At 60.8% G+C, this 12,603-nt stretch carries 11 protein-coding genes; 5 read left to right on the top strand and 6 right to left on the bottom strand.

The window, feature by feature from the left end; genetic code table 11:
* Positions 1-14 precede the first annotated feature (14 nt).
* The 4 genes from gmd to ACWPN5_RS31305 form a co-directional block, all read right to left on the bottom strand.
* Complete coding sequence (gmd, locus tag ACWPN5_RS31290; protein ID WP_492299470.1) at positions 15-1,073, bottom strand: GDP-mannose 4,6-dehydratase; 1,059 nt, start codon at positions 1,071-1,073, stop codon at positions 15-17.
* Positions 1,074-1,269: 196 nt separating this feature from the next.
* Positions 1,270-2,313: a glycosyltransferase family 61 protein gene (locus ACWPN5_RS31295; protein WP_492299472.1), complete on the bottom strand. Its 1,044-nt coding sequence runs from the start codon at positions 2,311-2,313 to the stop codon at positions 1,270-1,272.
* A gap of 262 nt (positions 2,314-2,575) precedes the next feature.
* On the bottom strand, positions 2,576-3,673 hold the full coding sequence (gene glf, locus ACWPN5_RS31300) for a UDP-galactopyranose mutase (protein ID WP_145689624.1): 1,098 nt from the start codon (positions 3,671-3,673) through the stop codon (positions 2,576-2,578).
* A 166-nt stretch (positions 3,674-3,839) separates the two neighbouring features.
* A complete protein-coding gene (locus ACWPN5_RS31305; RefSeq protein ID WP_492299474.1) occupies positions 3,840-4,823 on the bottom strand; it encodes a hypothetical protein in 984 nt (327 codons plus the stop codon).
* A 323-nt stretch (positions 4,824-5,146) separates the two neighbouring features.
* On the opposite strand from ACWPN5_RS31305, the gene ACWPN5_RS31310 reads away from it, so the two are divergent.
* The 4 genes from ACWPN5_RS31310 to ACWPN5_RS31325 all read left to right on the top strand — a co-directional run bounded on the left by ACWPN5_RS31310 (position 5,147) and on the right by ACWPN5_RS31325 (position 9,524).
* Positions 5,147-7,663 (top strand): glycosyltransferase, encoded by a 2,517-nt coding sequence (locus ACWPN5_RS31310; RefSeq protein WP_492299476.1) that lies wholly within the window; start codon positions 5,147-5,149, stop codon positions 7,661-7,663.
* A 95-nt stretch (positions 7,664-7,758) separates the two neighbouring features.
* Positions 7,759-8,094: a hypothetical protein gene (locus ACWPN5_RS31315; protein ID WP_145689620.1), complete on the top strand. Its 336-nt coding sequence runs from the start codon at positions 7,759-7,761 to the stop codon at positions 8,092-8,094.
* Positions 8,095-8,098: 4 nt separating this feature from the next.
* Positions 8,099-8,221, top strand: coding sequence for a hypothetical protein (locus ACWPN5_RS31320; RefSeq protein WP_282186912.1), 123 nt, complete (start codon positions 8,099-8,101; stop codon positions 8,219-8,221).
* Positions 8,222-8,225: 4 nt separating this feature from the next.
* Positions 8,226-9,524 (top strand): hypothetical protein, encoded by a 1,299-nt coding sequence (locus ACWPN5_RS31325; protein WP_492299478.1) that lies wholly within the window; start codon positions 8,226-8,228, stop codon positions 9,522-9,524.
* Between the two features lie 137 nt (positions 9,525-9,661).
* Here the strand turns inward: ACWPN5_RS31325 and ACWPN5_RS31330 are convergent, their stop codons facing one another.
* Positions 9,662-10,387 carry a CatB-related O-acetyltransferase gene (locus ACWPN5_RS31330; protein ID WP_145689616.1) on the bottom strand — a complete coding sequence of 242 codons (726 nt, stop codon included), beginning with the start codon at positions 10,385-10,387 and terminating at the stop codon, positions 9,662-9,664.
* A gap of 281 nt (positions 10,388-10,668) precedes the next feature.
* Between ACWPN5_RS31330 and ACWPN5_RS31335 the strand changes: the two genes are divergently transcribed.
* Positions 10,669-11,907 carry a sulfotransferase family 2 domain-containing protein gene (locus tag ACWPN5_RS31335; protein ID WP_145689614.1) on the top strand — a complete coding sequence of 413 codons (1,239 nt, stop codon included), beginning with the start codon at positions 10,669-10,671 and terminating at the stop codon, positions 11,905-11,907.
* Positions 11,908-11,971: 64 nt separating this feature from the next.
* On the opposite strand, the gene ACWPN5_RS31340 is transcribed toward ACWPN5_RS31335, so the two are convergent.
* Complete coding sequence (locus ACWPN5_RS31340) at positions 11,972-12,598, bottom strand: SIS domain-containing protein (protein WP_492299479.1); 627 nt, start codon at positions 12,596-12,598, stop codon at positions 11,972-11,974.
* Positions 12,599-12,603 lie beyond the last annotated feature (5 nt).

Raw genomic sequence — 12,603 nt, forward strand, 5'->3', positions numbered from 1 at the left:
GGTGCGCCCCCGGATCAGGCGTGACGCCCGGCTTCCTGCCTGAAACAGGCAAGGTCGCTGTCCATCATCTCGCGGACGAGGTCGCTGAAGCTGGTGGTGTGCGTCCACCCCAGCCTGGTCCGCGCCTTGGACGCGTCGCCCAGCAGCAGGTCCACCTCGGTCGGGCGGAAATAGCGGGGATCGACCTCGATCAGCACCTCGCCGCTGTCGGCGTCGACGCCCTTCTCGTCCACCCCCGTTCCCCGCCACGCGATCCGGCGCCCGACATGGCCGAAGGCCAATTCCACGAACTCGCGGATGGAATGGGTCTCGCCGGTGGCCAGCACATAGTCGTCCGGCCGGTCCTGCTGGACGATGCGCCACATGCCTTCCACATAGTCGCGGGCATGGCCCCAGTCGCGTCTGGCGTCCAGGTTGCCGAGATAGAGCCGGTCCTGCAGACCCGACTGGATGGCCGCGACGGCGCGGGTGATCTTGCGCGTGACGAAGGTCTCGCCGCGGGTCGGTCCCTCATGGTTGAACAGGATGCCGTTGGAAGCGTGCATGCCGTACGCCTCGCGGTAGTTCACCGTGATCCAGTAGGCGTAGAGCTTGGCCACCGCGTAGGGGCTGCGTGGGTAGAAGGGCGTCGTCTCCGACTGCGGAACCTCCCGCGCCTTGCCGAACAGCTCCGACGTGGAGGCTTGGTAGAAGCGGGTCTTGCCCTCCAGCTTCAGGATGCGGATCGCCTCCAGCAGGCGCAGCGTGCCGAACGCGTCGGCGTTCGCCGTGTATTCCGGCGTCTCGAAGCTCACCTGCACGTGGCTCTGGGCAGCCAGGTTGTAGATCTCGTCCGGCTGGACCTCCTGGACGATGCGCAGCAGGTTGGTCGCGTCGGTCAAGTCGCCATAGTGCATGCGGAAGCGGACGTCCTCCTCATGCACGTCACGGTACAGATGCTCCACCCGCTCCGTGTTGAACGACGAGGAACGTCGCTTGACACCATGGACGGTGTAGCCCTTCGTCAGCAGCAATTCCGCCAGATAGGCGCCGTCCTGTCCCGTGACGCCGGTGATCAGTGCAACCTTGCTCAACGCCCGCCCCTGCCTTTGCAACTGCCATTTCCGCTTGCGTTCCGAACAGCATGCCGCCGAACGGGAGATCATGACCGCACAGCGGCCATGCCGGCAACGCCACCCCTTGCCGAGGCTATGCATCAGTGCGCGGTTGGCTCCCGTGCGTCAACAGCTTTGCGTTCTGGACGCCCGCCGGGCTCCGCGCCGATCCCGATCAGGCCATACCCTGACCCGCACGCTCCAGCCACGCGCGCAAGTGATCGAGTTCGACCTCGAAAGAGGCATGGTGGATCATATCGCAGCTCCCGACCGTCGCGCCGAAGAGCGCGTTGTACGGCTGCCCGCGCATCGCCGCCAGATCCCAGTAGAACGGCTCAACCCAGCCGTTCGGCGCCAGATAGAGGATCTTTGCGTCTGGCGGACAGAAGACGGCGTTGGTCATCGCCGCCCCCATGATGCCGACGACGCTGGACGCCTCGTGGAAAGCCCGCCTCTGCTCGGCGAAGCTCAGGCTTTCCGGAAAGATCTCCTCGAAACCATGGTCGGCGAGGATGGATTTGACGGCGTCGCCGTTCGTGATGTGGCGGGGGTGCGACGTCGAGCGGTTGACGAACAGCTTCCGCCCGCGCTGTGCGGCGGGAGACATCCCGAAACGCCCGTCGCAGATCGCAAGCAGGTGGGACAGCGCCTGCGGATGCTTGAGAACCGGGTGGTAGGACACGGGCGTCACATAGTGCAGATCGTCCACGAAGACCAACTCTTCCGGCTCCAGGAACATCGACCCGACCGTTTCGGACCGCGCCCGCCCAAGCGCGGCGCCATCCGCGCGCACCGTATCGATCCGGCCGCCCACACGCGTCATCAAGGCGGTGACCGGCGTGGTCTCCGCAATGATATCCATCGCCTTGACGGTGGGCAGATCGTCGACGAGCCAATGGCCGTAATTGGAGGAACCGACCGATCCGATGAACAGGAACGCGCTTCCGTCCGCAGCGATGCGGGTGCCCTCCCCCGCCCGCCCGACCCGCGTCGCCATCTCCCGCCCCTTGACCGGGCGGTCGATCGTGCGAAGCATTTCGTAGACCGGGATCAGGTCGCCGTCGTGGACGACGAAGACAACATTGTCAAAGATCGCCGCCTTCGGAATCCGCACCAACGCCGAGCCGGCGATGCGGGAAAAGAAACCATCGAAATGCCGATAGTTCTCAAGGACATGGCGGATGAAGGACTCGTCCGGTCCGACCAGGAAGTCCGGCATTGGGCGGGTGACGGAAACCGGGGGAACAGCTCCGTCACGACCGTTACCGCCCCCTCGCGGGCACGCGCCAGCTCCTCCAGCGACGGCAACGGCACCTCGCCGTCGTAGAAGCCGCCATCCCGGTAAATCTGCTCGGCCGCAACGGAAAACATGTCGCGCCAATCGCGTTTACCAGCCGCGTGCGGGGTCGGGAGATCGCTCATTGCCCAGGTTCCTTTCCAAACCCCGTTCCGGCCATCATGCGGAATGGGATGGCCTCTGTTTAACGCACGGCCAAGGACCGCACAAATTTCATGGCGGCCCCGACGACCTGATGCATGTCGTAGTAGCGGTAATCGGCCAGCCGCCCCCCTATGTAATAATTCTCGTATTCGGCAATACGTTCGCAGTATTTGCGATGAAGACCCTCATTTTCCGGACTGTTCACCGGATAGAACGGAATGTCCCCGGGTCGCCAATTTGCCGGATACTCCCGCGATACTATTGAAACCGGCGACTGCGTCGGGCTGAAATGGCGGTGCTCGATGCGCCGGGTGTAGGGAACCTCTTCATCGCCATAATTGATGACCGCGTTTCCAAGAACATTCTCGGATTGGAACCAGTCGTGCTCGAAACGGAGGCCACGGTATTCCAAAACACCCAGGTCATAGCCGAAGAACTCATCCAAGGCACCCGTGTAGATCACACGGCGGGCCTTGGCCTGCAGCTCGGAGCGGTTCGTCAGGAAATCAACGGATGTTTCGACCTGAATGCCGTCCAGCAACCCACGGATCAGCTTGGTGTATCCGCCATCCGGAATGCCCTGGTAGGTATCATTAAAGTAATTGTTGTCGTAGGTGAAGCGAAGCGGCAGCCGCCTGATGATCCAGGGCGGCAGTTCCTTAGGGTCCTTCTGCCATTGCTTCTTCGTATAGCCTCGGATCAGCAGGTCGTAGATGGTCTTTCCGACCATCGACAGCGCTTGCTCCTCCAAGTTGCCCGGCTCGCGATCAAGAACAAGACGCTCCTTCTCGATGATCGCCCGCGCCTCATCGGGACTGGTCACCCCCCACAATTGGTTGAAGGTGAACATGTTGAACGGGAGAGAGTACAGTTTTCCACCCGAGATCGAGACCGGCCGGTTGACGAAGGGCCGGAAGGACGCGAAGCGGTTGACGAAATCCCAGATTTCCTGGTTCGAGCAGTGGAAGATGTGGGCTCCATAGCTATGGACCACAATTCCTTCCTGCTCTTCGGTGTAGACGTTGCCACCGATATGGCTGCGCCGCTCGACGACCCGAACCAAATGGCCGGCATCGGTGAGAAGTCGTGCGCACACCGCTCCATAAAGGCCTGAGCCGACAATCAAATAATCATGCATTGCTGGAGCCTGCCCTCATCTTGCAACAGCGGCCCGGATACCCTGGCCTGGACATCCGGCCTCGACCACCCAACACCCTCAAAAAGAGGAAGAGGCAAAGAGGAAGGGGCAGTGTCCGGCATCACACTGTCCGCTCTGTGCGCCTTCCTCAAGAGCCATCCCTGGATCAGAACAGGTTCCGCACCTGCAGGAAGAACTCCTCACGCTCACTCATGATCTTGCGCCGATAATATTCGAAGGAGGCGGTATGGTCCTCGAAGTTCTCCATGATGTCCCGGACCAGCGCGATCACACGCTCCGCATCCTGGTCCGGGTTGGCAACTTTGTATTTTCCAGGAATGGAAATGTCCTCGAAATGCTGGGCGGCGCCACGCATCCCAGTGATCACGCAGCAGCCGGAGACCGCCGCCTCGCGTGGCATGCGATCTTTTCCGGGGTGATAGCCGAAGTCCATGTAGAGTTTCGACGTTCGGAAGAAGGACCAGACTTCCTGTGAGGTCAGCCCGATCAAGGGTTGCCAGAGAAACTCCGGCGCCAACTCCGCAAGCTTCTCCGCCGGCGCGGCTCCCTTATGGTTGTAGAGAATGCGGTTGTCCCGCTTATCGGCCGGAGACGGGACGAAGTAGTTCGAACCGATGAAATCAAAAAGCGGGTACACTTCCCCAATTCCATGACTTCTCAAAGAAACTTTGGCGTGCTCGGATTGCGTCAGGTGCCGGCAGTTGTGATTTTGGAAGTTGCCCCACCCTCCGGCCGCGTGCACAAACGACAAGGCGTTGTCGTAGCTGAGCCACCAGAAATATTTCTGCAGGTTTTCACCGAACTGCAGCCAGTATGGCCAGACCTCCGGAAGGACCATAATGTTGTCCGGGGAGTCGACAACTTCGAAAGTGTAAGGAACGCCATATTTTACATAGTCCGGCACGACCGGATCATCGACCGACTTGAATTCATAAACATTCCAGAGATCGTCAGCGGTCTTTTTCTTCTGAAGCTCGGGAATCTCGCAAGCAACATACACCATAAAAGCATTGTGCCCAAGGCCCCGTAAAACGCTCCCCAATTGATGAAGCGCTTCCGGCCCGCCAGTCCGCCCCCTCGGCATGCAGAAAATATAAATATTGCGGCCGGGCTTCAATGAATATTTCATAACCAGCTCCAACAACTAGTAAAACATGTTTTCTTTCGTAAAATAAAATAAATTACGATAATGTCAAGCTTAACAATCAACGCCCGTCAACGTCTGGAAAACTACGGCCTTCGCTGCACTTCGTCGGTGCGCCGAGGTTCATGGCGGCAATGGGCGGCCACCGTGGAGAAACAACGACGGTCCTGGTCTGGCGTAGCGTCTTGACGAAGCCGGGCCGTAGCTGACACAAAAAAACGCATGGAGCACTCCCTATCGCCATCGCGCCATCGCGACAGCCGCCGAGCCTTCCCAGGCCCCGCACGGCCCTCCCATAAGGACTCTCCATGAGCAACAGCCTCCCGGCGCCGCCGGCTTCCGACACCACCACCGGCGACTTGGGGCGGCGATCGGCGACCGAACCCTTCTATGGGCGGCTGGAAGGGCGGGAAGGAGCACGGCTGTTCGGCTGGGCGCTGTCGGTGGCGGCACCGGACACGCCGGTCCCGCTCCTCGTCTCCGCAGGGTCGGCCAGCGTCACCATCCTGCCGGACCGCGACAGCGGCGCGCTCTCCCGCCTGCTTGGCCGGCGGGTGCGCTGCGGCTTCGAGTTGGACCTCGCGCAACTCTTTCCGGGCCTCGACCCGCTGCGGACGGCCGTCGGTGTGCGCATCGCCGCGACCGGCCATCTTCTGGAGAACGGCCTGTCCGTCCCCGCAGCCCCGCGCGCCGTGGTCGCCAATCTGGACAGCGTGGACGGGCCGCGGATCGTCGGCTGGGCGGTCAACACCGAAGACGAGCGGGAAGCCGTCGAGGTCGACATCCTGGTGGACGACCGCATCGTCGCCGGAGCCGTGGCCAACCAGCAGCGCCGGGACCTGCTGTCGCGCTTCACCACCTGCGACCACGGTTTCGAGCTGCTGCTGTCCGTCCGGTCGGGACGGGTGCTGGAGGTCCGCGACCGGCGCGACGGCGCGGTCCTCTGCGGCCCCGTCCCCATCGCGCTGCACGCGGACGAGGCCGGTCCGGACGACCGGCTGGCCGAGCGGCTGGACGAGGTGTCCCGCATCCTCCAGGACCTGCGCGACGAAGTGCCGCGCCGCCGCGGCGCCGCTGCCCGCTCCGTCGCCGACTACGCCGCCTACTTCGACGAACATTACGCCGACACGGCCACCCGCCGCCTGCAACTGTCGGCACGCGCGGCGAAGCTGGACCGGCGCCCGCTCTTCTCGGTCGTCATGCCCGTCTGCGACCCGCCCCTGTGGATGCTGGCGGAGGCGATCGAATCCGTACGCGCCCAGGCTTACGGACATTGGGAGCTGTGCATCGCCGACGACGCCTCGCGCGACGACGCCGTGCGCCTTCTGATCCGCCAGGAGGCGGCCCGCGATCCCCGAATCCGCGCCGTGTTCAGCGCGGCCCGCGGCGGGGTGAGCGCCAACACGAACCGCGCCCTGTCGCTGGCGTTGGGCGACCATGTGGCCTTTCTCGACCACGACGACCGGCTGGCCCCCGACGCCCTGCTGGTCATGGCCGAGGAACTGGCGCGGGCGCCCGTTCCGGTGCTCTACAGCGACGAGGACCGCATCGCCCCGGACGGTCGGCACGTCGCCCCCGCCTTCAAGCCGGACTTCGATCCGGAGCTTCTGTCCTCGCTGAACTACGTCTGCCACCTGCTGGTGGCCGAGCGGCGGCTGGTGCTGGAGGTCGGGGGCTTGCGCGAGGGGTACGAGGGGGTTCAGGACCACGACCTCGTGCTGCGGCTGTTGGAGCGGGTCGGTGCCGCCGGCATCCGCCACGTCCCGCGCGTCCTCTACCACTGGCGCATCAACCCTGCCTCGCTGTCGGGCAGCGGCGACCCGGCCGTCCTGCTGGACGGGATCGAGCGTGTGGTGGGCGAACACCACCGCCGGACCGGCAGCCGGGCCGCCGTGACCGCCGACCGCGAGACGCACGCCCGCTCCGGCGGGCTGTTCTGCGCCCGCATCCGCCATCCCCTGCCCACCCCGGCGCCGAAAGTGTCCATCATCGTCCCGACCAAGGACGCCGCCGAACTGGTCCGCGACTGCGTGTCGAGCCTCCTGGCAAAGACCGGCTATCCGGACTACGAGATCATCCTGGTTGACCACGACAGCGCCGACCCGCGGTCCCGCCCCGTCTTCGACAACCTCGCCCGCGACCCGCGGGTGCGCGTCGCCGCCTTCCACGGGCCGTTCAACTGGGCCGCGATCAACAACGCCGCCGTGGGCGCCTGCCGGGGCGACGCGCTGTGCTTCCTCAACAACGACGTCGTCGCCATCCACCCGGACTGGCTGGCCGAGATGGTGTCCTTGCTGGCCCGGCCCGGGGTGGGGGCGGTCGGGGCGAAGCTGCTCTACCCCAACGGCACGGTCCAGCATGCGGGTGTCATCCTGGGCGCGGAGGGGGCGGCCGGGCACGCCTTCGTCGGGCTCGGCGCCGACGAGCCCGGGCATCTTGGTCAAGCCGTGCTGCCGCGCACGGTCTCGGCGGTCACCGGCGCCTGCCTGCTGACCTCCCGCGCCGCCTTCGAGGCGGTCGGCGGCTTCGACATGGTGAACCTGCCCGTCGCCTACGCCGATGTCGACTACTGCCTGAAGCTCCAGGGCGCCGGCCTGCGCGTGCTGTGGACTCCGCACGCCCGTCTCTACCATCTGGAAACCCAGACGCGCGGCACCGACGACACACCGGAGAAAATGGAGCGGTTGGCCGGCGAAGCCCGCCATCTCCGCGCCCGCTGGGGCGAACGGCTGCTCAACGATCCTTTCTACAACCCGCATTTCGAACGGCTGGGACCGAGCCACCGGCGCCTGTGCCCGCCGCCCGGACCGGAGCCGAGGACATGAAGGACAGGCAGAACCAGATTATAGGATATATTTCCTTGATTTTTTAGGAACGCGTTCTTACGATGCGAGCAGGACCAATTGCGGAGCCTGCTGCCATGTCCACCCTCCTCCCGCGCGACGAAGACTGTGTTCCCATACCGGCGCTCCGCCTCCGGCCCGGCGGTGCCCAGTCGATCACGGTCGGGGCGGGCAGCGCCACCAACGCGCAGCCCTTCAACCCCGCGACCCGGGTCATCGGGATCTACGCCACCGGACCGGTCTTCCTGCGCAGCGGTGCCGCGGGAGTCACGGCCACGACGGCGGACCATTACTTCCCGGCTTACACCTACTACGACCTGTCCCTGGGTGACGAGCGCACCGGTCGCCACACCCACATCGCCGCCGTGCGTGCGGCCGGCGACTGCACCCTCTACATCTCGGAAAAGGAGTGACACGATGCTGCTCCGCCTCGGCCGCCTGACCGGCCGCGCCTTCGTCGCCAGCATCCTCGGGCGCTTCACCGTCGACACCGGCACCACCCTCGCGGCCCGCGACGGCCGCACCCTGGCCCGGAGGTGAGCCGATGAGCGACGTCTTCATCGGCGATCTCCCGGCCGCCGTCAGCCTGGCCGACGGCGACACGCTGCCGCTCGACCAGGGCACCCGGACCGTCAAGGCCACGGTCGCGCAGATCCGCTCCATCCCGCCGAACGGACTCAGCGGTGACGCGATACACGGCGGTACGGTCACCGCCTTCGCCTCCACCGGCATTGGCGACCAAGCCACGTCGCGGGTGCTGACCCTGTCGGCGGCAGGCAACGCTGGCATCGGGACCACCGCTCCGCCCATCCCTCTCACCGTCGAGCGGGCAGACGGAAGCCCCTTCGCAGCGCAGATTCTGCTCCGCAACCCAGGCGTTGCCAGCAACGCCGCCGGCATCGCCCTACAGGTCTCACACCCGTCGGAGTTTACCAGCTACGGCCCTAAGGCCGGGGTGCTGCTCCAGCGGGTCGCGCCCAACGGATTGGGAGCCTTCAAGCTTTACAATCGCGTGTCTGGAGACACCCAGGGCTATGGGACCGGCGATGCCTTCCTCACTCACAACGGCTGGACGGGAGCCTTGGCGTTCACCCCCACTGGCGGCGCATCGGTGGCCGGGACGCGGGGCGAAGGGCAAGCAATCCTGGATATTCTGACCGGCTTGACGTCCACCACAACCGTCTGCGAAGCCGCGGGCACCGGGGCGGGCGTGTCGGCCACCGTCATTCGGGTGCAAAAGAACAGCGTCACCGGGCGGTCGATCAACGCCGCCGGCACGGTCAACGCCACTGGCCTCGACTATGCCGAATACATGGAGAAGGCTGCGGACTGCGGCACCATCGCCAAGGGGCAGATCGCCGGAGTCGACGCCGACGGACGCCTGACCGACCGTTTCGACCGGGCGCACAGCTTTGTGGTGAAGTCCACCAGCCCCAGCTACGTTGGCGGCGATGCGCTGACCGAGGATCGGCTGGGACCGCCACCGGCCGAGCCGGTTCCCATCTCGGACGAGCCGGAGAGCGAGGCGGTGGAGCGCTTCGCCGACCGGCACAGCGCTTGGGTGGAGGAGCTGGCAACTTGGCAGGCGCGCGCGGAGGCAGAGCGGACACGATTCGACCGCATCGCCTTCTGCGGCCAAGTGCCGGTCACCGTCGCAGGGCCTTGGGCCGTTGGCGACTATGTGCAGGCCGAACGGGTCGAAAACGGCACGCCGGGCGGCGCCATCGCTGCGGTGGCGGTCCCGAGTGACGTCCTTGACGAGATCGGTTACCGGCGCGCGGTGGGACGCATCTGGCGAATCGCGCCCGATGGCCGCCCGGTGATCGTCGTCAAAACAGTCTGAGGCAGAAGCCCTGATTGATCTGGCGGCCGGCGAATCAGTCAGGGCTCATAACTTCCATTATTTCCGTTCTTCTTAGATAATTATATTTTGATCATCTTTAATAATTTCATGCGCTTTTCCCATAATAGATTACACCCTCATTGCACATTCTCTGTTATTTCTTCTCCCATATTTGATAGAATGTATGATTTGTATCTGGCTTTCTGAACAGTTCCATGCTCTATGGCATATTGTATCATTTTTATAGATTCGCCGACATTTGAATAATCAATCTCACCGGTCAGTGGACTTAGGTCAAAATTCCACCAATTAAGGTTCACCAGACTTTCTATAGTATTACTGTCAAACCTGAATTTTATATGCTTGGCAGGACATCCACCTACGACTGCATAAGGAGGAACATCTTTTGTCACGACGGCACCAGCCGCAATGACCGCACCATCACCAACCGAAACGCCTCGCTTTATTATGGCTCCATGGCCAATCCAAACATCATTTCCTATCCGGCATTGCCCAGGCTGCCCATGAAATCTTGTTGACTTTGCACCAAACCAAGCCTGCGCTTCAGGATATGTGCGGCTCACACCAACGACAACGTCGTTTGGATCGCAAACAAAAGGGTGAGTGGACAGCCAATCGATGGGATGCTCACCACCCCCAATACATACCGATGCCGCAATTGAGCAAAATCTTCCAATCTCTGTCCCTTCGATTACTGTATCTTTTTGTAAATAGGTGAACGCTCCTATGCTACATCCACGCCCAACATTCCCCAGTACTTTTGATGGGGCCTCAACTCGACACGGAGCGGAAAAATTGCTCTTGAGTGCAACAACACCAAGATGCAAAAAATTATCACTCATCACTGCAACTCCACATATTCGCAAAAAATTACACTGTATATGAAATATTTTACCATTATTTCAATATATTGCAAACAGCAATTTCCGTCTCTAAAATCGTTTGAGAATGGTTAGCGTCTAATCTATGTCATAAATTAGTATTAAAGGCCTCTCTCCTCCGTCATGTTAGATAAATACACAAAATTTTAACCTATAAATTTTAACGTGCGAAAGCTGACTATTAAGGTTGCAAGAAAGTGTTTCTTGCAAAATTTAGGAAGATTGCAAAGAGGCAGGGCAGAATGGGCAAGGATGGGATTTATTTTTTGCACATCCCGAAATGTGCAGGAACATCATTCAGAACCTGGATGGAAAATAATTTTCATCGGGATGACATCCTTAGCCTTTGGGATGATGTTAATATTTCGAGGATTCCTCCAAGTGTTCTTAGAACCAAAAAATGCATCTCAAGCCATAGTGGCTGGTGGCCGATGGATTATTTGGAAAACACTCATCGTGTGGTCACAGTCCTGCGAGATCCTGTAGAGCGCACTGTATCAAGTTATAGGTACATCTTACAAACCAGTCATCACATGTTGAGTGATACTGCGAATCGCATGGACATACTTGACTTTTTTAGGCATCCAAGAATCCGTCGATACATGGCTAATTGGCAAACTCGCCACTTGGCATTCCAGTCGATTCAGGAATCGACCGCTGTTCAGGAATACGACACTCCCGTCGACAAGGAATATTTTGTCAACTCTTATGATGAAAACTCTCTTGAAATAGCTAAAGAAAATATCAGAAATATAGATTTCTTGGGTACGAGCAAAACCGTAAACGAACTCATGCATTCAATTTGTCATTTTTATGGATGGTATCCGCCAGAGCGGCTTCCAAAATTCAACATAACACAAGCAGAGTTCACAGCAAACACGACACCAGAAGTATTGGACGAGATTCGCTCTATAAATTTGGTCGACCAAGCTGTTTATGATTTCGCTATTGAGGAAATAAAAAGAAGGGATCTCCAGAAATTTAGCAGAGATGAGACAATTAGCAAGTTTATCAAAAGAATGAATATGCAGAACAGGCAAAGCGGTGATTTCCGCTTTGATTTCAACGATCAGTTCAGTGGTGAGGGCTGGTACGGCCGAGAAAGCGAACAAAATGGATACACTGTTCGCTGGACAGGCCCGGAGAACTCATCGTCTGTGTACGTGTGCTTTGACTCATCCAGTGATTACAATATCACCATGATGGCGTCGTCCTATATTCCAGAAATTATCGATGGCATTGAGATATATGCGAATGGAGAAAAGCTGCCTCTATCACTGTATCAGCCGCCCAACCTTCCAACGCACACAAGAATAGTATCGGCAAGAATTGATGCAGCTTCGCTGTCGGCGAACAACGGAACCGTTCATTTCCGTATAGATTTGCCGCGCACGGTAATTCCGCACGAAATCAACAGCGCCGATCCTGACAGACGCGCGTTGGGCGTCTACGTACACTGGCTGGACTTCATCAAATTGTAACATCGTTCCATCATGAAGGAACCGCTCATGAAAGCGGTTCCTTCATGACAGGAATCAGGAACGCTTAGAACTTCAGCGTGGCGATGTCACCGGCGGGCATGACGCTCTGGCGCACGAACTGGGCCAGGATGTGCATGACCGACTGGTGCACGTCCTCGACGATGCCATAGTTGTTGGCCGCGACATGGATGTTGACGTCGGCGAGCGGCGCGGAGCGGCCGCCGTCGAAGCCGGTCAGCGCGATGGTGCGCAGGCCGTTGTCGCGCGCCCACTGGAGCGGACGGACGATGTTCTCCGAATTGCCGGAGGAGCTGACGGTGATGAGCAGGTCGCCGGGCTCCCCGATGCCGCTCAGCTGGTAGGCGTAGATGTCGTCGTAGGAGAAATCATTGCCGATGGCCGTGATCATCTCGAGATGCGCCGACAGGCTGTGGATGCGCGGGCGCAGGTTGGTGCCGGTGCGGATGCCCTTGCCGAAGTCGCAGTGCAGGTGGTTGCAGATCGCCGCGGAGCCGCCGTTGCCGCAGGCATAGACCCAGCGGCCCGCCTCGATCGTGCTGCGCAGCAGGTCGGCCGCCGCCCGCATGGCGTCCGGACGGATGGTCTCGCTCGCCTCGTATAGACGCTTGAAATACTGCGCGGTGTAGTCGGCCGCGTCGGGGATCGGAACAGCGGGAAACTTGCCGGACATGGCTG

The sequence above is a fragment of the Azospirillum sp. UENF 211521 genome (assembly GCF_058780535.1).